14 protein-coding genes, 2 tRNA genes and 1 other RNA gene are annotated in these 21,564 nt (G+C 27.5%); 8 read left to right on the top strand and 9 right to left on the bottom strand.

Annotation, left to right across the window (positions count from 1 at the left end):
* Positions 1-2: 2 nt before the first annotated feature.
* Together holA and rnpB are read right to left on the bottom strand one after the other, a co-directional pair.
* The gene (holA, locus tag JV175_RS01085) at positions 3-950 is read right to left on the bottom strand and encodes a DNA polymerase III subunit delta (protein WP_205498464.1); all 948 of its coding nucleotides are present in this window, start codon (positions 948-950) and stop codon (positions 3-5) included.
* Between the two features lie 79 nt (positions 951-1,029).
* Positions 1,030-1,341: RNase P RNA component class B (rnpB, locus tag JV175_RS01080), an RNA gene on the bottom strand.
* A 54-nt stretch (positions 1,342-1,395) separates the two neighbouring features.
* Between rnpB and JV175_RS01075 the strand changes: the two genes are divergently transcribed.
* Genes JV175_RS01075 through pgsA form a run of 4 tightly spaced genes read left to right on the top strand, consistent with a single transcriptional unit; the run spans position 1,396 to position 4,354 of the window.
* Complete coding sequence (locus JV175_RS01075) at positions 1,396-1,902, top strand: MAG0490 family ComEA-like DNA-binding protein (protein ID WP_205498462.1); 507 nt, start codon at positions 1,396-1,398, stop codon at positions 1,900-1,902.
* On the top strand, positions 1,812-3,176 hold the full coding sequence (locus tag JV175_RS04480) for an MAG0480 family ComEC-like protein (protein ID WP_373422484.1): 1,365 nt from the start codon (positions 1,812-1,814) through the stop codon (positions 3,174-3,176). The genes JV175_RS01075 and JV175_RS04480 overlap by 91 nt, the downstream gene beginning before the upstream one ends.
* Before the next feature lie 52 nt (positions 3,177-3,228).
* Complete coding sequence (locus JV175_RS01065) at positions 3,229-3,795, top strand: MHJ_0274 family protein (protein ID WP_205498458.1); 567 nt, start codon at positions 3,229-3,231, stop codon at positions 3,793-3,795.
* Complete coding sequence (pgsA, locus tag JV175_RS01060; RefSeq protein WP_205498456.1) at positions 3,785-4,354, top strand: CDP-diacylglycerol--glycerol-3-phosphate 3-phosphatidyltransferase; 570 nt, start codon at positions 3,785-3,787, stop codon at positions 4,352-4,354. Before JV175_RS01065 ends, pgsA begins: the two co-directional genes overlap by 11 nt.
* Positions 4,355-4,360: 6 nt before the next feature.
* On the opposite strand, the gene JV175_RS01055 is transcribed toward pgsA, so the two are convergent.
* Together JV175_RS01055 and prfA are read right to left on the bottom strand one after the other, a co-directional pair.
* Positions 4,361-5,083, bottom strand: coding sequence for a peptide chain release factor N(5)-glutamine methyltransferase (locus JV175_RS01055; RefSeq protein WP_205498454.1), 723 nt, complete (start codon positions 5,081-5,083; stop codon positions 4,361-4,363).
* A gap of 10 nt (positions 5,084-5,093) precedes the next feature.
* The gene (gene prfA, locus JV175_RS01050; RefSeq protein ID WP_205498452.1) at positions 5,094-6,167 is read right to left on the bottom strand and encodes a peptide chain release factor 1; all 1,074 of its coding nucleotides are present in this window, start codon (positions 6,165-6,167) and stop codon (positions 5,094-5,096) included.
* 126 nt (positions 6,168-6,293) lie between these two features.
* Between prfA and JV175_RS01045 the strand changes: the two genes are divergently transcribed.
* On the top strand, positions 6,294-6,431 hold the full coding sequence (locus JV175_RS01045) for a hypothetical protein (RefSeq protein ID WP_205498450.1): 138 nt from the start codon (positions 6,294-6,296) through the stop codon (positions 6,429-6,431).
* A 91-nt stretch (positions 6,432-6,522) separates the two neighbouring features.
* Here the strand turns inward: JV175_RS01045 and JV175_RS01040 are convergent, their stop codons facing one another.
* The gene (locus JV175_RS01040; protein ID WP_205498448.1) at positions 6,523-15,546 is read right to left on the bottom strand and encodes a hypothetical protein; all 9,024 of its coding nucleotides are present in this window, start codon (positions 15,544-15,546) and stop codon (positions 6,523-6,525) included.
* Positions 15,547-15,861: 315 nt separating this feature from the next.
* On the opposite strand from JV175_RS01040, the gene JV175_RS01035 reads away from it, so the two are divergent.
* On the top strand, positions 15,862-17,235 hold the full coding sequence (locus tag JV175_RS01035; RefSeq protein WP_205498446.1) for an FAD-dependent oxidoreductase: 1,374 nt from the start codon (positions 15,862-15,864) through the stop codon (positions 17,233-17,235).
* 81 nt (positions 17,236-17,316) lie between these two features.
* Entirely contained in the window at positions 17,317-17,787 is a 471-nt protein-coding gene (msrA, locus tag JV175_RS01030; protein ID WP_205498444.1) for a peptide-methionine (S)-S-oxide reductase MsrA, read from the top strand.
* 46 nt (positions 17,788-17,833) lie between these two features.
* Here msrA and JV175_RS01025 read toward each other — a convergent pair whose 3' ends face one another.
* Complete coding sequence (locus tag JV175_RS01025; RefSeq protein ID WP_205498442.1) at positions 17,834-18,565, bottom strand: pseudouridine synthase; 732 nt, start codon at positions 18,563-18,565, stop codon at positions 17,834-17,836.
* Between the two features lie 139 nt (positions 18,566-18,704).
* On the opposite strand from JV175_RS01025, the gene JV175_RS01020 reads away from it, so the two are divergent.
* A tRNA-Thr gene (locus JV175_RS01020) sits at positions 18,705-18,779 on the top strand.
* A 103-nt stretch (positions 18,780-18,882) separates the two neighbouring features.
* Here JV175_RS01020 and JV175_RS01015 read toward each other — a convergent pair.
* From JV175_RS01015 to JV175_RS01005, 3 genes are all read right to left on the bottom strand, one after another.
* A tRNA-Trp gene (locus tag JV175_RS01015) sits at positions 18,883-18,957 on the bottom strand.
* 268 nt (positions 18,958-19,225) lie between these two features.
* Positions 19,226-20,377 carry a cell division protein FtsZ gene (gene ftsZ, locus JV175_RS01010; RefSeq protein ID WP_205498440.1) on the bottom strand — a complete coding sequence of 384 codons (1,152 nt, stop codon included), beginning with the start codon at positions 20,375-20,377 and terminating at the stop codon, positions 19,226-19,228.
* A 13-nt stretch (positions 20,378-20,390) separates the two neighbouring features.
* On the bottom strand, positions 20,391-21,563 hold the full coding sequence (locus JV175_RS01005) for a hypothetical protein (protein ID WP_205498438.1): 1,173 nt from the start codon (positions 21,561-21,563) through the stop codon (positions 20,391-20,393).
* Position 21,564 lies beyond the last annotated feature (1 nt).

Below are 21,564 nucleotides of genomic sequence, written 5' to 3'. Positions count from 1 at the left end.
CCTTATTTAATTATTTCTAAAACGAATCGATCGATGGCCATTTGTTCATCCAAATACCCATCTTTTATATCTCGATCCAATTGTGACAGCAATAAAATATCTCCTTTAATTTCTTCAATTCCTTTTTGAGCATAAAATTCCGAAATTAGTTTTAAGCGGTAAGGATGTATTTTTAACTCATTGCTTATTTCTTGATCACGAAAACCAAATTTTCTCAATTGATAAATTTCGATACAAGTTTCATATAAACTTGAAATTTGTCCAATTATTAGTGGAATGGCAATACCCTTTTGAATTTGTTCCAAAAATTTACGATAAATAATTTTTGGTGAATTATTTTTTATAATAGCATCACTCAAAGCAAACTCAGGGTTTTCAGACATGAAATTGTTATCATTTTTTACCATTTGTAATGAAATGTGTTGAGGATTTTGAATTAAATACTTTTCAATTTCTTTATTCAAAATAAAAAGATTATTAGGGAAACGAGTAATCAATTCAAAAACAGCATCATTATCAATTACAGCACCATTCAGTTGTACAAGTCTATGAATAAAGGGTGCTAAATCTTTGGGAAGAATTTTATTTGCTAATTTAACTTTTGCATTTTTTTCAAGAAACTCAAATACTTTTGATTTTTTTACTTTAGAAATTTTTGAATCATAAAATGTAAAAATTACTTTAATATTATCTTCTAAATTGCTTAAAGAATCTAAAAGTTGTTTTTGTTGCTTTTCGTTATTTTTACTCTTTATCAATAAATTTGAATTTTTGATAATAACAATTTTAAGTTCGTCAAAAATACTAATTGAATTAATTGACTCTAAAATGTTGTCAATATCCTCTTCTTCATCAAAAATAATGCGATTTAAAATATGAGTATTTTTTTTCAAATACTCATTTAAGTAAAAATCAACAAAAAAGTTTTCGTCACCATATATAAAAATCATATTAAATATTATAACTGTTCTTCGTTGTGTTTAAGCTCTAAAAAGTAAAATAAAAAGGACAACAATGCTGTCCTTTTGACTTTATAAACCACTTTTTGTTCCCTTTGCAGGGCGTCGATTATTTATCTAAGGCATGCAGGGTTGCCTTCCCAACTCCAGTTCATTTCCCTTTGTCAGGCTCTCTTACCATAATTTAGATTTCTAGCTCGCGAAGTTTAGCCTTTTCACTCTTACTTATAAAAAGCAGACCTGGTTTCTGTGCCACTATTTGTCAACTTTAAAAAAGCTGCCTGAATTTATTAGACTCAGCACGAACACTACTTTCGTCTCAGAAAGTGCTAGTGTGGATTTTCCTCAACAATATAAAATATTGCAGCAATCGACAAAGTCTTTTTAATTATATTATTTTTTTGAATTTTTGTCGAATAAAAATACTTAAAATAGTATGAAGAAATTAATTATTTTAAAAAAATATTTTTATTATATATTGTTTATTGGAGTTGTAATCGGAGGTTTATCAACACTAAGAATTTTTACTACAAAAGTTCAAAAAGAAGATAATAGTAGTGATTATATTGAAATCACAATTAATGGAGCTGTCAGATCAGAAGGAAAAATTGTTGTTCAAAAGAATCGAAAATTAAGAGAAATATTGCATAAAGTTCAAATTTTGCCAATTGCTGATTTTTCCAAAGTTAATTTTGACAAAATACCAAGGCCTGGAGAAATAATTACAATACCTTTTAAAAAAACAGCAAAAATCAGGGCATCTGATATTAAAAATATTAATCAAATTATGCAAATGGGTATAAAGAAAAATCAAGCGCAAAAAATATTTGATTATTTTTCAAAAAACAGGAAATGACAGTGAAGTGAAATTGAAAATATTCATGGGGTTGGAAAAGGATCGCTTGAATTATTGAAAAAAAATATTCTTTTGAACACAGCTTAATATTTTCATGCTTATTTTTAATTATTGGTTTTTATGCTTTTAATAATTATTTTTTAATTCCAATTGTTGTTTTTTTAACTTTATTAAATATTAAAAATAAAAGTTTTTGAAAAATTAATATTATTGTATCTTTTTGTTTGCTTATATCAATATTAATTTGATTTTTATATTGAAAAAATCAAAATGATTTTGTCTTAACCATTAGACCTAAAAAAATTTATCGAACCGGATTTACTTTTAATTACTTAAATAAATATTTTTTTGTTGATTATAAAGATGAAATTAACTCAAATCAGTATTATAAAATTACATTTAGTTTGAAGCAAAATAATTTTAAAATTGAGAGTTTTTATAAACATATTCACGTTGATTATATTTTACGAAACTACGAAATAACAAATCAGAAAGGTAATATTTTTTATTCTTTTATATATCGTTTATTTTCAAAAAATTCTGATGTAGCACAAACATTTTTATCGTTTTTTATTTATGGTTCCGCAAAAACACAAAACGATGTTTATCAAAGTTTAATTTATCTTAATATCGCACACTTTTTCGTGGTAAGTGGTTTCCATTTTGGTGTAATAACTTTTTCTTTAATTAAAATTTTTAAAAAGATGAAAATCAATGATAAATTTGGATGAATACTTGCTTTACAAATTTTGTTTATTTATTTGTTATTTTTAAATTTTTCACTGCCAGCTTTAAGAGCTTTTGTTTATTTTTGTCTAAATTTTGTTTTTAAATTTGTCTTTCGAAAAAATTGATCAAAGATTCATATTTACTGTTTGTGCACACTACTTTTTTTCATTATTAATTACAAACTTTTTGAACAAATTTCTAATATTTTAAGTTTTTCTATGGCTTTTTTAGCTTTATTAATTTATGAATCAAAAATAAAACATAAATTCATGAGTATTAATTTACTTTGTTACCTTTTGGGACAAATAATTTTTAGTGCAATTTTAAAAGAGTTTAATATTTTTGGTTTTGTTTTTCAAATTGTTTTTACACCTTTTATTGGTTTTATGTATTTTTACTCGCTGTTTTTCTTTTGAGCTTACTTTTTAAATGATTCATTCTTTAACTTTTTCTTTAAGATTTTATTTTTCTTAAAGAATTATTCGATTTATTTACCCACCTTAAGCCTTGGTTTAAATTATTTTATTTATTGTTATTTATTTGTGCTTTTTTGGATAATTAATAAAAATTATTTAAAATTTTCAAACATATTTTTAATATATAAAAATATACGCCTTAAAAAGCGCATATAAGATATAATTTTTTAGATTAGCAATTTTTTACAATAATTTAAAGGAACAAACAATGAATGAATTAATAATGAATTTCGAAAATAATACACAAGTTCAAGAAGCATCTAATACACAAGTTATCATAACTTATGTTGTTTTAGGATTTATTCTTCTTGTAATGATTGGTTACATCATTTTTAAAATTGCAAAACACTATTACAAAAAACGTAAAGAAATTAAAAAACGTATCAAAAGAAATGAAGTTAATAAAGAAATTTATCGTGAATATGTGATAAGTATTTGTGAAATTATCGATTACACAAATAAGGAAATGGACAATTTCCAAGTAAGTATCGGTTCAAGAAAAATGAGCGAAGTAAAACATGGTGCAATAAAGTTATTAACAATTCTTTATAACCGTGAAGATTTTAATGATTTTAAAGAATCAGAAAAATACAAACCATTTGTTGAAAATATTCAAAAATTAATTGAAACATCACCAAATACATGAAGAAGAGCATGTGCTTACGAAATAGATTATTTTAATGAATTAAAAAATGCTCTTGTAAAAGATGAATTATACGAAATGTATGAAAAAAGAGTAAAAGAAAGTATCGAAGAAAAATATTATGAAGATTAGTAATTTTAAAACCAAAATTCCTAATTTATTATTAATCTCAAGAATGTTATTCTTTATTCCTTTTTTTATAATAATGATTATTACAGAATTTTCGGGTTATAACAGAACTTTATTTTTAATTAATATTGCAATTTTTGCATTTGCAATGATTACAGACTTCTTGGATGGACATTTAGCAAGAAAATGAAACTGCGTATCAACTTTCGGAAAGATTTTTGATCCAATAGCTGATAAAGTCATCACAACTGCAGCATTAATATTCTTAGTAGAAGTTGAATCAAGTTTTAGCTTTATCATTGTACTGCTTATTTTAAGAGATCTTGTTGTTGATGGAACAAGACTATACGCGGTATCAAAACAAAAAGAAATTATGGCAAACATTTGGGGAAAACTGAAAACTATTATTATTTCTTTTGCGATTGTTATTATTGGTTTTATATTTCCTTTTATTAACCATAATATCTTAAATATAGTATTGCTTAACATTCCTATGTATCTTGGTTTAACAATTTCACTTTTCTCGGGTTACATTTATTTAAAAGGATATTTAAAAAAATAGCATTATCTAAATGCTATTTTTTTGTTCAATTTGGTTTTTTGTTAAAACACAAATTCGCTCTTTCCCATTAATATCTTGAAAAATTAAACTGTCAGGATAATTTTGTTTAAATCATTTGCTGATAAATGGGTCAATTTCAAAAATTACTTTACCTTCAGGTTTTAAGTTTTTAGTAATATTTTTTAAAATTTTTTGATAGTCACTTAAACCTTTATTTTTAGCATACAAACTAAAATAAGGATCATATTTAGGACGATTTTCTTTAGCAATAGTATTTTTATCAAGGTATGGTGGATTAGAAATAATTAAGTCATATTGCTTAGATATTTTTTTTAGTCAATTTGAGCGAATAAAATTGATTTTTAAATGATTATATTTGGCATTTTTTTTGGCTTGATGCAAAGCAAAAAAGCTTTTATCACTGCAATCTACAAAACAATTTATATTTTTTTTAATTGCTAAGCCTATAAAACCACTGCCTGTCCCAAGATCTAAAACTTCTGAATCTTTATTTAAAAACTCATAACTTTTTAAAACAACTTCTTCAGTTTCATATCTAGGAATTAAAGTAAATTTATTTAAAAAAACCTTAACATCTTGCATGACACAAAAACCAATAATCCTTTGTACAGGATAATCTTTATTTAAAAGTTTTTGTTCTTTTTTGTTAATATTCATAGGCAAACCATTGCGAAATTTTTCACGCAACAGTTCTTCTTTAGGAATCATTAATTTTCCCCTATTTTTTTTTAATTTTTTCGGCTCTTTCTTCAGCTAATAAAGCATCAATTAATGAAGATAAATTTCCGTCCATAACATTTTTAAGTGAAGTTGAAAAACCGATTCTATGATCAGTAACACGGTCTTGTGGATAATTATAAGTTCTAATTTTTTCACTTCTGTCCCCAGAACCTGATAATTTACGAATAACTCCTTCTTCTTCTTCACGTTTTTGAACTTCTTGTTCATATAATTTAGCTTTTAAAAGATTTAGAGCTTGTTGTCTATTGGCAATTTGTGAACGTTCATCTTGTGAAGTTACAACAATTCCAGTCGGTATGTGTGTAATACGCACGGCACTATCAGTGGTATTAACACTTTGTCCACCTGCTCCCGAAGAACGGAAAGTATCGATTTTTAAATCTTGAGGTTTTAATTCAACTGTAACGTCATCATCAACAGCAGGTAAAACAGTAACGGTAACTGTTGAAGTATGAACACGTCCTTTTGTTTCTGTTGCTGGAATTCTTTGCACACGGTGAACACCACGTTCAAATTTTAACTTAGAAAAAACCTTGTCACCACTTACACTAAAAACAACTTGAGAAAACCCACCGGCAGATCCAACAGTGGAATCGATTAGTTTTATCTTCATTTTGTTTTCGTCAGCATATTTAGTGTATGTTTTGAATAAATCACCGGCAAAAATATTAGCTTCATCTCCTCCTGCGGCTCCACGGATTTCAATGATAACATCTTTGTCATCATTTTCATCTTTTGGCAAAAGTAATATTTTTAATTCATCTTCGATAGATTGTTGTTTTTGTTCTAAGTCGTCAATTTCCATTTTAGCTAATTCAAGTAACTCATGATCTTTTTCAGTTTTTAGAACTTCTTTTGCTTGTGTTAAAGCAGTTTCATTTTCTTCTCACTGTAAAAAGTTTTCATAAATTTCACGAATAGAATTTTGTTCTTTTTGTAATTTAGCATATTTTTTTGAATCAGAATAAACTTCAGGTTGTTGAAGAGATTCATTAATATCTAAATATTTATTTTTTATCGCTTGTAAGCTTGTAATCATTGTTTTTTCCATAACTATTCAATTATAAAATAATTTGCACCTTAATCAGCTAAATTTATAAAATTTAGCATTTATTTTTGTATAATTATTTTTTGTAATCGAAATAGAATAATTAGATTTTACAAAGGAGTTGGTGACATGGAAGAAAAAAATAATTTATCAAATAATACAGGCAATAAAAAACTTATTGCTAAAAGCTCTCTTCTAATCGGATTAGGTTTAGCCATTTTAATTGCAATCATTATTGTTTTGGTTGTTGTATTAGCGATTTTATAAAAAGAATCAAAAAGCAGTGAATAAACACTGCTTTTTTTATTTTTTTAAAAGAAAAATAAAAACACAACCCATTTAGGTTGTGAATAATAAATTATTTTTTATTAGCTTTTTTTCTTAAACTTAAACCAGCAGCAGCTACAATTGCACCTACAAAAATAAATGGTAAAGCAATTAAGTAGTATAGTGATTTTGATTTAGCATTTAGTTCTTTTTGAACATCATTTTCGTTTTGTGTTAAAACAGAAATTTGATTATCTAATGCATTTACATCTGAGTTTTCACTTAGAGCTGAATTTGCGTCAGCAACAGCTTTGTTTAATTTTTCTTTAGTATCTTTTGACACTTTTGCTTTGTATGAAGGTGATTTTTCTAAAGCATCAGCTTTTTGAACTAAAGCTTTTAATTCTTGCATTTTTGCATTAATTGCATTTGCTTTATTTTCAATATTAGCTTGTGCTGATTCATCACTATTAGCAATTTCATTTGCTAAGCTTGCTTTTTGGTTGTTATTTAAGTTTGGTAATTTGTTAATTTGTGCAGTTGCAGAAGTTTGTTTTAATGCTTTATTAATAGCATCAACAGCTTCTGAAACTTGTTGTTTTGAAATTGATTTTTGGTTTAGTAATTCTCTTGCGTTTGTTAAAGCTTCTTCTAGTTTAGCTATTTTATTTTCAACTGTTGTAGCTGAAACAATAGCATTTTCTAAATCGTTAGTAATTAAAGCTTTAGCAATGCCTTTATTAACATTATCAACACTTGCAATAGTTGCATCTTTTGAAGCCAATTTAGCATTTGCTTCTTGAAGAACTCTTTGTAGATTTGGTGATTTAGTTTCAACAGCATTTGCTTTTGCAATACTTTGTTTTAGATTATCTTTTGATTTTTGAACCATGTCTGAAATGTGGTTTGCTTTTGCAAGAATATCACTAACAATTTGGTTATAGTCTGAAGAAGGTGCTTGATTATTTAGAATATTTTCAGTTTGACTAGCAACGAATTTTTTGTATTCTGCTAACAATGCTGCATTTTCTTTTGAATCACCACTTAAGTAGTCTAATAGTGGATTTAGTTTTTCAATTGCTTTAGCAATGTAAGTATTTTCCATTGCAACAGCAAGGTTATTGCTTTCTTGGTTTCATTCTTGTTCTGAATGTTTTTGTTGTTCAAATGTTGGTTTTTTATTTAATAAATTAGTTAAGACTGTTGTTTTATCTTTTAATTCATTTGCTTGTGATCATGTTTTTAGATATGAATCTTTAGCAACAGCTTCTAATAAATCCTTAGATTTTTGTAAGTAGAATTCAGAATCTTTAGTTGAATCTTTTGTTGTTGCGTTTGCATCATCAATTGCTTTTAGAAGTTCTTGACTTGGAGTTGCAACATTTTGAGCTTCTTTTAAAGCTTGGTATAAAGGTAACATATTAATTTGTTGTTGTAAACTTTGAGCTTCTGAATTGTAGCTATTTGTCGAAGATTCTTGAGCTAAAGTTTGTTGTGCTGATGCAATAGCATCATCTAATTGTTGGCTTCTGTTATTGTATTCTAAAGCTTTTGCAATTAAATCAGCTAATTTTTGTTCTGCAATTGCATTTTTTAGTGCTTTATTTCTTTGATTTAAATCATAAGCATTTGCATTTTCGTCATTAACTTTGGCTTGAGCTTGCGCTTTTTGATCTTGAAGTTTGTTTGAAGGATTTTCGATTGCATCCGCTTGTTTTAATGTTTCTTGAAGTTTAGCTTTAGCTTCTGCAGCATTCATTGAAGATTCTTGCACTAAGTCATTTAAATCTTCAGCAGTAATATCATAGTTTTCTTGATTTAAATCATTATTATCGAAAATGTGTTGTGAATCTGCAATCGCTTGTTCTAGTGCATTAACATAAGCATTTTGAGGTTCACTTGCTTTTAATGTTTGTAGTCTTGCACTAGCATTTGCAATAGCTTTTCCTAGTGTTTCTTTTTCCATTAATTTTGAAAGTGCTTTATTTTCATCATCCAATTGTTGTTTTGTTGAAGAATTTTCATCCTTAACAGTTTGAGCATGGTTAATAGCATCTGTTAATTTTTGAGTTGGGTTTTGAACTGCTTTAGCTGCTTGTAATGTGTCATCTAATTTTAATAAAGCAACTAATTTTAATAAGTTTTGTGCTTGAGCATCATAATTTGCTTTAGGTGTTGCTAAAACATTTTGTGATGTTTCGATTTCTTGGCTTAATTGTTCACTTGCTTTAACTTCATTGTATTTTAAAGCACTGTTAATAGCATTTACTAAATTATTTTCGTTTAAGGCTTTTTCTAAGCTAATAATTGCGTTTTCTTTAGCTTTTTTATCTTGTGTTTGTGCTTGGTTAGCGTTTTCTAAACTTGATTTTAAGGCTTCTGATTTTGTCGCTTGTTTATTAGCCTGTAAAATTAAATTATTTAGTTTATTGTTAATATAATCGTTTTCTAATGCTTGGTATGCTTGATCTAATTGAACTTTGCTTGCATCAAGGTTTTGGAACATTGCGGTTGCATTTTGTAAACTTTGTTTCAAGGTTTCATCTTGAACACTTAATTTATTTGCTTTTGCAATTAAATTACTTAATTTTAATCTCGAATCTAAAACATCTTTTTGATTTTGTTCATAAACTTTTTCTAATTCACTAGCTTCGACATCGTAAGCTTTTTGATCTAGTGATTGTTTCAAGTCTTCTTTTGCTTTTGAAATTACATTTGCTAATGCTTCTGAAGGTGTTTTTACTTGTGAAGCTTTTGCTACGGCAATATTTAATAAGTTTTTAGCTACTTGTTCTTTAAGAATTGCTTTTTGGTCATCAAGTGGTTTTTGAGCAAATTCTTTTTCAAGTAGTTTTTGGGTATTTTCAAGTTCTTCTGTTAATTGTTCTGATTTTGGATTAATTTCTTGAGCTTTTGTGAATGATTTTTCTAATTCATCTTTAGCAATAGCTCCTAAAAGAACCAAGTTTTGAGCATTATATTGTTTTAAATTATTAGCAACATCTGCTTTTAGTAAATCTTTTGAATCTTTTAAAGTATTTGTTAAGTATTCATTTGGATTTGAAATTGTGTTTGCTAAAACTACAGTATTTTCTAAATCATTTTTAGCTTCAGCAACTTGAAGTTCAATTACTTTTTGAGTGTATACTGATGCATTTTCAACACTTTGATCTTCTAATAATAATTTAGCTTCATCGATTGCACGTATTAATGAAGAAGATTTGTTGCTTACTTCTAATACTGATTTTAAAGCTGCTTCTAATGGCAATTTAGCCATTTCATTTTCTAATAATTTTGTCGCTTCTTCGTATTGAACTGTTTGTGAAGATTCTGAAGCAAGATTTTGTTTTGCGTGTTGTAATGCAGTTCTTAAAGCTTCACTTGTATTTTGAATTTCTGAAGCATTTTTAATTGATTTTGTTAGTTGATCTTTAGCATCCGCTTTTGCTAATTGATTGTAAGCTTCTTGATAATCATTAACATCATCAGAATTTGAATTTAAGACATTAATTGCATTATCAATTTGATCTCTTACATCATCAATTGGATTTTGAACTAGTTTTGAAATTTCAATTAATTTATCTAATAATTTTTTAGCTTGATTATTAGCTTGTGAATTTTGATTAATTGCGTTGATTAAGGCTCTAGCTTGTGAATCGTAAGCTTGTCTTGTAGTATCAATTGTTAATAGTTTTTGACTCGAAGCAATTTCATTAACAAGACGTTGATTTGGTTTTGTAATTTTTAGTGCACGATTTAAAGCGTTTTGTAAATTGTTTTGTTTAATTAATGTATTTATTTTATTTACTTCTTGATTTATTTCAGAAACTGATTTATCTTCTGAATCAAGTAAATCTTGAGCTTTTTTAATTTCACCACTTAATTGTGTTGATGGTTTTGTAACGTTTGAAGCTTGTTTTAATACATTTACTAATGGACTTAAACTCGTTAAAATGTTTAATTTTCTTGCTTCATTGTCATAATCTTGTTTTGGTGAATAATTTCTTGCATAAATAATTTCAGCGGTTTTAATTTCGTTTTGAAGTTCTTGATTTGGAGCAATAACAGCTTTTGCTTTTTGTAAAGCTTTTGAAAGTTTTTCTTTGCTAATTAAAGTTTTTAAATTTTCAGAATTTAATTCTAAAACAGGCATTGATGCTTCTGGATTTAAAACAACTTTTTTAGCTTGTTTAATAGCATTAACTAAAGCGTCAGATGGTTTTGAAATTTGTCTTGCTTTTCTAATTAATTTGATTAATTCATCATTTGCAACTGCTTTTAATAATTCTTCAGCTTCATCGTTATATTTTGCTGTTGAATTTTGTGCATTGTAAACATTTTGTGCATTAGCAATTTCTGTTAATAATAAAGGATTTGGATTTGAAACTTTATTTGCTTTTTCTAAAGCGCTTGCTAATTTATTTTTATTAATAGCGTCAAAAAGTTTGTTAATTGAATCATTTAATTGTTCAGCACTTGAATTTTCATTAAATGTATTACTTTCATCTAAAAGATTTTGTAATACTGAAGATTTTTGTTCAATTGTTTTACCTTGATCAACAAGTTTTTGGAATTTGTCAAAAAGAATGCTTCTGTTTAATGAGTCTTTTTCATCAGTTAATTCTTTTGAGCTTGAGTTACTGTTTTGGTCAACAGTAATTGCGTTAGCTAATTTTTCCTTTAATAGTTCTGAAGGTTTAACAACTTGTTGAGCTTCATTAATTTTTGCTTTTAGTTCTTCTCTTGCTTTTTCAATAGCATCAGCATTAGCTTGAATTGCTACAAGTAATTTTTCAGCTTGTTTGTTGTATTCATCAACTGTTAATTTTTCTGACATTTTTTGTTTTGATTCACTTAAAACATCATTTAATTCTTCAGAAGGATTAACAACTTCATTAGCTTTTTCAATGGCTTTTGCTAATTTTTCTGAGTCAAGAGCTTTTTGTAAGGTATCAATTTGATTTTGAATTGATTCTGGTGTTGCTTGTAATTTATTTTTAATAAGTTCTTTTGCGTTTTTAACTTCATCTTGTAGGTTTTTAGAAGGTAAAAGTACTGAGTTTTGAACTTTGTCTAATAATTGTTGTAATTTTTCAACTTTTAGACTTGCTAATAAGCTTTCAGCTTGATTATTGTAAGTTTCTGAATTTAGTCCATCATTTGCATAAGTATTTTTTGCAAGTGAAAGTTGTCTTTGAAGTTCTGGTGAACGTTGTGAAATAGCTTCAACTTCTTTGATTGCTTTGTTTAATTTTTCTTTATTTAGTGCTAAGTTTAATGCGTCAGCAACATCTTTATATTGTTTTACACTTAAAGAATCATCATTTAGTGTTAATGTTGCACCTTTAATTTGTCTTAGTAGTTCTTCTGAAGGGTTTTCAACTGATTTAGCAGCATTTAATGCAAGTTGTAAAGGTATTTTATTAATTGCAAGTTGTAATTTACTAATTTGTGTTTGGTAGTCTTCTGAAGAAGATTTTTCATTACTTTCAACATTTTGAGCTTCAGTAATTGCACTGCTTAATAATTCTTGTTCTTTTACAAGTTTAGCTTTTTCAATTGCTTTTATTAATTCTTCTCTTGAAAGTGATTTTTGTAATAAGTCATAAGATTCTTCTAAATTTTCAACATTTGAATCTTGATTATCAAGAACTGATTGTGAAGAATTGATTTGATCTTGTAATTGTTGTGAAGCTTTGTTTTGATTTTTTGCTGTAGCAATTAATGCCGATAGTCTTTCTCTTGCTTTTTGTTGAGATTGAGCATTTTGAGCAACTATATTTCTTAATGTATTAGCGGCATTGTCATAAATTTGTTTTGTGTAATCCTTTTGTGCTGTTTTTTCAGCTTCAGCAATAGCTTTCGCTAATCTTGAAGAAGGATTATTGATTTCTTTAGCTTCTTTAATTGCGTTTAATAAGTTATTTTTTTCAACTAAATTATTTAATTTGTTAGTTTCTTGATTTAATTCATCAGCATTTGTTGATGATGATTTTAAGTTTGCAGCATTTGTAATTTCAGCAGCTAATTCTTGTGATTTATCACTTACTTTATTTGCTTTATCAATTACTTCTTGAAGCTTAATTTTAGCAACCATTAAGTTCAATTTATCAGCTTCTTGATCATATGTCGATTGTTCTTGATCATTTAAATTTGATAATTGTTGTGCTTTTTGAATTTCAGCTGTTAATTCATCGGTTTTATTTTTGAATGCTTGTGCATTTTCAATTGCTAAATTTAATTTTTCTTTATTTAGTGCTTGTTGTAAATCATTTACACTAGCTTGAATTTCTTCAACAGTAGATTTTGAATTGTTTAATACATCTTGAGCATTATTTAATGAATATTGTAATTGTGAAGATTTTGGATTTAAATTATTTGCTTTTTCGATTAATGAAGCTAAAACTTCACGATTCATAACTGCATTTAGCTTGTCATTTTGAACTTCTAAATCTTTATTTGTTTTTTCTTTGGAATTCATTGCTTCTTCTGAAGCGGCAATTTCTTTTTGTAATGTTTGGCTTGGCTGTGCAACTTCTTTAGCTTTTGCAATAGTTTTACTTAATTTATCTTTGATTGCTTTTCTTTCTTGGCTTTCTTTTCTAGCTGCTTTTAAAAGAGAATCAAGCACTTCATTAATAGAATCTAAATAAGGAAGAGTATTTTTTGGCATTTTATTGATTTGTTCAACTAATGAATCGCTTGTTTCCTTAGAAAGATCTAAATTACTAATTGTAGCTTTAGCTTCATTGTAATTTCCATTTAATAAATTAAACTTATTAACAATATTGTCAGCTAAAGTAGAAAGTGCAGCTGCTTCTTGTTCAACTTTTTGATCTGTATCTAAACTTTGAATTGTTAAATCTTTAAGTTGTAATTTTGTATTTCCTTCATCTAATTTATTAGCAAAATCTGTATATCGATTTTCTGAAGATTGTTCACGTAAGTTTTGATATTTAGCTTCAGTTTTAACAGGTGTATAATCGTTCACAACATTTTGCAGTTTTTTGTATGAAATATCTAATGTTTTAGCGTTTTCTAAAACAGCATTAGCTTGTTGTTGATTTTGAGTTTTTAATGCAAGGTTTTTAAAATCTGTTTTAGCATTTTCAGGCAATGATAAGGCATCAATTTTATTAAATAAATCATTAATGAATTCATATCCATTTAGATTTTTGTATGCTAAATCAAAGTTTTCAGCTGATTTTTGTTTAATTTTTAGTGTTTCTTTATTAACTTCAAAAGTTCCATCATCTGGTGTTTTATATTCAAAAATTGTACCATCAGTTAAATTCTTAGAGTATTTTACTCCGTTTTCAGCTATTTTAAATTGGTTTTGAAGACCTGAATCTGCAAAACGATATTTTAAATTGTCATATTTTGGATTATTTTGTGGATTTTGAAGACTTTCATTATATTCTTCAACATTATTAATAAAGTTTGGAGTAATTGTTTGAGTGTATTTATTTTCACGATCATTTAATTCTTTTTGAGCGTTAACAAATTCATCAATTAAATCTGTTCAATATTTTCCATTGTTATCAAAGTGTTCTGGTGCTAAATCTTTTTCAATTGCTTTTTTAAATTGTTCTTTTTGATCGTCAGTTAGACTTGAATTAGGTAAAGCTTTTAAAAGTTCTTGTTTAACAATACCAGCATCTTTTAATGAAACTTTTTCTAAAATTTTAAAAGCAAAATTTTCAGCAGAATATTCTTCTGTTGATTCTATTTTATAAAAGTCGTTTAAGGCTTTATTTTCAAAGAAAGGTTTGATTGATACTTTTTGACCGTTTACATCGTAATTATTTAAGTAAAAGTCATATTTAATTTTGTAAGAATTTTTTCTTGGGTTTGAATAAGCTTTCTTAATTTGTTCAAAATCAATTTCTTGAACAGGTTGTTCACTATTTCCAATAAATACTCCGTAGTGGATTTCAGGAAGATTTTTTAGTGGTGAAGCTTCGCTTGCTGAATTTTCGATTGATTCTGTAATTTCAGCTGTGTATTTTTGGTTTGTATTGTATGTTGTTGTTGCGTAATTAACTCTAATAAATTTATTGTTGTTTGCTTGTTGTTCTGTTGATGATGAAGAAAGAATTCCTGCTACAAATGAATTAGTATCTGATTGGTGATTAGCAAGTGCTGTATTTTTTGTTTGGAAAATAATTGTAATAATTGGTGAAATATTGCTTTGCGATTGTAAATCATTTGAACCAGTTGATATTTCTCCATAAAATACTGAACCCACTTTTTCGAAGTTTAGTTTTTGTGGTGCATTGTCAGCGTTTAATCCAAATCCTTTAACATCATTTGAGTCTCAATTTGAAAGAATTTCTTGAATTTTTTCGCTATTTTGGTGTCCAGCTGATGTTGTTACATAATTTCAGTTTTGTGTTTGTGAATTAATTTCATTTTGGCTTGTCAATGGAATAACATTAGTTTCATTACCGTAAAGTGATGAGATTGTTCAGTTATTCAAGAATGTTGCGTTAACTTTTCCTGTTTGCATCATTGGTGAATATGATTGTGAAGGTAATTGACCCACTTCTGGAGAATTAAATACTCCTTCAGTGGTATTAAATTGTAGTGATTGCCCACCGTGTCCATCAACATCAACTTTTTGTCCTTGTGCATTACGATATGAAATGTACATTGACATAGTACCATCAATAATTTGTAAGTTATTTGAAATTGCAAAACCGAATTTAAATTTGTCAACTGGTAGAAATGATGATTGGTTACCATCTTTTAAATATTTAACACCTTCAGCGTTTAAGGTTAATTTTCAAGTTTGAATATTATTTGTAACATCCACTAATTCAGAACTTTGATCAATCGATGCACTAGCATTAACTAAATTATCATTACCTTGATTGTAATTAAATTTAACACCATTTTCTTGGTTTACTCCATCGGTACTAAATGCATAATCACTTGAAGCATTTTTATATTTTATGTCGCTTACTTCATTGTATCCATCTTGGACAATAACAACATTGTATTTAGAATTTTCATCTTGCACATTTGTATCAGCAGATGCAAGGATTAAAGCACCTGGTAATGCTGCTGTTGCAAGTGTTGAAACTCCTAATAAAATTTTTTTCTTATTTTTCATTGTTACCTCTTTTTGAATTTGCTAAAAAATTGCCTTGTTTAAAGCATATAAAAATTATATATAACAATTCTAAAACGCATTGTAAAAACAGAATAATTTATGATTTTTTATTATTTCTATGAAATAATCTTTTAAAAAAATGTTAAGATAGACACAAAAGTAAAGTAAAAATTATAAAAAATAATTTTATTTAACATTTCTACAGCTTGTTTTTTTTAAAAACACAGCTAAAAAACAATTAAATTAGTAGTAAAATATTTTTACTTAATAAAAAATTAAGTGTAAAGAATTATTAAATTATTTGAAAGGAAAAAAATGAGAATTTTAGTAATAGGAGCAAACCACGCTGGTACATCTTTTCTAAGAACTTTAAAAACAGTAAATCCTAATGCTGAAGTTGTAGCTTATGACCGTAATAATAACACATCATTTTTAGGATGTGGTATTGCTGTTTGAGTTGGTGGAGAATTTAATGATCCAGCAGGATTATTTTATTCATCTCCAGACATTTTAAAAAATGAATACGGAGTTGATTTAAAAATCAACCACGAAGTTATCAAAATTAATAAAGAGAAAAAAGAAGTTTTAGTTAAAAATGTTTTAACAGGTGAAGAATTTAGCGATCATTATGACAAATTAGTATTCGCAGGAGGAACTTGACCAATTGAACCTCCATTCCCAGGTAGAGAATACAAAAACATTCTTTTATCAAAACTTTTCCAACATGCTGAAGAAATTGTTGAAAAAGCAAACGATGACAAAATTAAAAATGTTGTTGTTGTTGGTGCAGGTTACATCGGAGTTGAACTTGTTGAAGCATTTAACATAAAAGGGAAACAAGTTACATTAATTGATTTACAAGAACGTGTAACACCAAATTACTTTGACAAAGAATTTACTGATATTATGGAAAATAATATGAAAGAAGCTGGGGTAAAATTACACCTTGGTGAATCAGTAAAAGAATTTAAATCAAAAGATGGAGTTAATGTATCATCAGTTGTTACTGATAAAGGTGAATACGACGCTGATTTAGTTATTCTATGTATTGGATTTAAACCACGTACAAATGCTTTAGAAGGCGTTGAAAAACTACCTAATGGAGCAATTAAGGTAGATGAATTCCAAAGATCAATTTCAGATAAAGACATTTACGCTATTGGTGATTCATGCGCAATGCAAAACGTTGTTACACATGACTATGCACACACTGCTTTAGCAACAAATGCTGTTAAATCGGGATTAGTAGCAGCTTTACATTTAGCAGGGATGGATGTTCCTTTCCCAGGTGTAGCAGGAACAAATGCAATAAATGTTTTTGATTGTCACTACTCATCAACTGGTTTAACAAAACAAATGGCAATAAGATTAGGATTTAAAGAAGACGAAGTAGCTGAACAATCATGAACAGACAATGATCGTCCAGAATTCATGTCAACTTATGAAAAAGTTTCATGTAGAATTGTTTATAATCCAAAAACTCTAAAATTATTAGGAGTTCAAATTGGATCATGGGGAAAGGCAATTCACACTGAAGTAATTTATATGTTTGCTATGGCGTTACAAAAAGGTTTAACATTACCTGAAATTGCTTTAACAGACGTTTATTTCTTACCACACTTCAATAAACCATTTAATTTCTTCTTAATGCCAATGCTTCATGCTCTTGGTTTAAAATACAAAAAATAATATTTAACTGAAAAAAGCAACTGAAAAGTTGCTTTTTTGTTTGGTTTATCATATATAATTTTTATTAAGAAAGGAAAAAACATGAAAAGAATTTACCTTGCCGGAGGATGTTTTTGAGGTGTTCAAGGTTTTTTTAAAACCATAAAAGGAGTTAAGTTTACAACAGTTGGTTATGCGAATTCGGATATTGAAAATCCTTCTTATCAACTTGTAAAAACAGGTAAAACTAACGCTGTTGAAACAACAGAAATATATTTCGATGAAAGCATTATTAGTCTTGAAGAAATTGTTAAAACTTTATTTAGCGTTATTGATCCGACTGCTTTAAATTATCAAGATGTTGATTACGGAACTCAATACCGTAACGGAGTTTATTGAGAAATTGAAGAAGATCATCAAAAAATTAAGAATGTAATTGAATCATTAAAAAGTAACTATACAAAACCAGTTGTTACTGAAGTTTTAAAATTACAAAACTATTATCTTGCTGAAGAATACCACCAAGACTATACAGATAAAAATCCAAATGTTGCTTGTCATATTAAATTTTAAATAAGCGATATAAAAAGTACCCCATTAAAGGTACTTTTTATATAAATTATTTTTGTGTAATTGCTTTAAGTTTTTTAACTTCATCATCACTTAAAAATTTTCATTTTCCTACTCTTAAATTATCATCGTTAAAGCATGCAAATTGTTTACGATGTAAACTTAAAACCTTGTTTTCAACCGCGATAAATAAATTTTTAACGTGGTGGTATCTTCCTTCACGTAAAGTTACTTTGTATGTTAAATCATCAATTTTTTCAACATTTTGTTTAGATCGTTGACCATCTAAAAAGAATTCATTAGAATTAAGTAGTTGTAATTGTTCACTAGTTAGTTCTTTTTGTAATTTAGCAATGTATACACGTTCAATTTCATTACTTGGATGTAAAAGTTTATTTGTAATTTCACCATCATTTGTGACTAAAAGCAATCCTGTTGTATCATAATCTAGTCTACCAACAGGATAAATATATTCTTTAATTGGTAAGATATCTTTGATTGTTTTTCTTCCTTCTGGGTCGCTTAATGTTGAAATGACACGACGTGGTTTATTTAATAAAATATAAATTTTCTTTTTATTAATTTGTAGTTTTTTATTTTTATAAAATACTGAATCAAATTTTCCAACACGGTCACCTAGTGTTGCAACTTTACCATTAATTTTAAACATTCCTTTTTGAATTTCTTCTTCAGCTTTACGACGTGACATAAGACCTGAAGCCGAGACATATTTTTGTAATTTTTCTGTGTTACTATTAGATTTATTATTTGTGTTATCCATATATTACTCCTTAGTTTATGCTATTGGTATTAGTATTAATATGTGCTTAAATTTTGATTAATAACACAGTTTTTAAATAACAATAGTACTAAAAATTATAATGTATTTTATTAAGAATTATTGTATAATAATTATATCTGCCGTCATAGCTCAGGGGCAGAGCACTTCCATGGTAAGGAAGGGGTCGCTGGTTCAAATCCAGTTGACGGCACCATATCTTAATTGACCAATCACTTTTAAGTGATTTTTTTAGTATCTTTTTTACAATTTAAAAATAAAAAACTCAGCAACGCTGAGTGTGTTAAATTTATCAATAATGGCAGGGGTAGCAAGACTCGAACTCACAACACACAGGGTTGAAGCCTGTTGTTCTACCATTGAACTATACCCCTAAATAAGCTATATAATTATAGCAAAAAGCCAAGCTTTGTCAAGATAAAAGCAATAAACCCATGAGTTATTAATTACTTTTTTAAGGGTAATCTTGTAAATTTAGGATTATTTTTATATTAATAAAGAGAAATTTTAATGTTTTTTTGTATTAATTATAAAAATAATTATTTTATTTGAAAATTTGTATTTGTTATTATAAAAGAAAAATCCACCAATCGGTGGATTTTTTAAATCAGTTGTTTTATAACACAAACTTCGGAAACATCGTTATTCGCCAAAAACGTCTGATAATTCGCTTTTGTAATCGTGGTCGTCTTCAGAAACAAATTCTTTCATATATTCTGAAGGAGAAGAGTTTAGCATAATTTCTTGAGTTTTGCTTGATTCATATTGAAGGTTTGAACCTTTAATTTTTTCATTTACTTCTTCGTGAATTTGTTCAGTGTCTTTTGTTGTGTTAGGTTTAATACCAGCAGCAATAATTGTAACTGTAATTGTATCGTTTGCTTCTTTGTTGTTTTGATCTTGGCTTGAATTATAACCAAAAATCATGTTTACATCATTACCAATAATTTCACGCATTGTTTCAGAAACTTTATTTACATCATTTAAAGTTCCATTTTTACCAATTGTTATGTGGACAATACATTCTGTTGCTCCCAAAATACTTGATTCAAGAATTGGGCTCTTTAAAGCATTTGTAACAGCGACTCTTGATTTGTCACTACCACTTGCTACTCCTATTCCAACAACCAATTCCCCAGGATTTGATTTTATTAAATTATTTAAATCAGCAAAGTCTAGGTTGATGTATGATGGTAAAGCAGTAATATCAATAATTGAACGAATTAATTGTTTTAAAGCAATATTTGAATATTTTCATGAATCATCAACAGGTAAATCACCATAGGCATTTAATAATTTTTCATTTGAAACAATTATGTACCCATCAACATATTTTTTTAGTTCTTCGATACCGCTTAAAGCAGATTGCATTCTTTTATTACCCTCAAAAATAAAAGGCATGGTCACTACTGCAATTGTTAAAGCACCTTCTTCAGAAGCAATTTTTGCAACTTCAGGAGCCGCTCCTGTACCTGTACCACCACCCATTCCGGCGGCGATAATAACTAATTCTGCACCTTTAATTTTATCTCTAATTGCATCACGACTTTCAATGGCAGCTTGGCGCCCAACTTCGGGGTTGGCACCTGCTCCCCTACCTCTTTCATCCCCGATCTGTAAACAGATAGTTTGGTCGGAAATATCTTTTAAAGCTTGTTTGTCGGTATTAATCGCAATGTAATCAACTCCGTCTACTTTAACGATGTTAATTAAACTTTTGATTGAGTTGTTTCCAGCTCCACCAACTCCAATAACTTTGATATTTGCAATTGTTGATAATTCTTTATTATCCATAATACTCCTTTAATTAAGATGTTAGTAACATTTTTGCTTTTGCAAAAATGCTTTTCTTAATTTTAACATTTTCGATTACATTTGTGTAAATAATAAATGTATCTGTGATGTCTTTTTCATCTTGATTAATAGCAAGATAATTCATTAGTGCATTATTGTCTAAGCCAATAGATTTATTTGTTAAGTTTCAATGATTTTTAATAAAGTTAATTGTCACTCCATTTACATCATTTAAGAAATAAATTAGTGTTTGATCATTAACTAAATTGGTTTTACTTAAAATTACATCAATGTTTGTAAATAAATTGTTTTGATAACAAAAATTGATGATTTCGGCGTTGATTGTTGCAAAAAAGTTTGTAATTTTTTTGCTTAAATCTTTTAGTTCTAAATTTCTTCGGAATAGAACTGATGTTTGATTTTGAAAATTTTCATAATTATTAACCAGATAGGTTGCGTATTCAAAACTAATATCAAATTGGTTTGCAATCGAAGATATTAAGTTTTTTAGTCCGAAATCTAAGTTTTTTAAGTTAATAAGATTATCTTTTTCTAGTAAAGCAAGTTCAATATTATTACTTTTAATTGACAATGATATTCTTGGTTTTTGACTATAAAAAGTATTTGTAACGAAAATGTGGTTCATTTCAGCTTGACTTAAATATTTTTCAACCTTTAAATTAAGACTATTACATAGACTGGTTACTAAGCTAAATGCTTCGTTTTTGATAAATGATGCACGAAGTTTTAACAATATGTGTGCAACGGGTTTATCAAGTAGATTTTTTAAGTTTTTAGCTTCAATGATTTGCATGCCATCATCAGCTTGAATATTTAATTCCTTAAGGGTTATTAAGAAATCATTGTTAGCGTTGGCGGCAATTTCGTTGTGAATAGCTTTGATATGTAATTTTGTAAATATTTGGTTATGAAAATTTTTTTGAACTTCAATAACCTTGGTGTAAAAATCACTTGTGTTGTCAAAGCAGCAAATTACTGAGTTAATTTTGCCCTTAACAATAGTTTCAATATCATTAATAGCTTGTTTTGTATCGCTAATAGCATATTTAAATGGAATATTGTTACTTTGAAAAATAAGCTGAAAATCACTACCAATACCTTCTAAAGCACTGACGTTTATTCCTTCTTTTTTTAGTTTTAAAAGTACCAATATTTTTCTTTCCATT

The organism is [Mycoplasma] gypis (genome assembly GCF_016924775.1).
In the GTDB taxonomy this organism is placed as follows: Bacteria; Bacillota_I; Bacilli_A; order Mycoplasmatales; family Metamycoplasmataceae; genus Metamycoplasma; species Metamycoplasma gypis.
The sequence above is the reverse complement of the archived record's forward strand: the minus strand, read 5'-3'. Positions and strand labels throughout refer to the sequence as shown.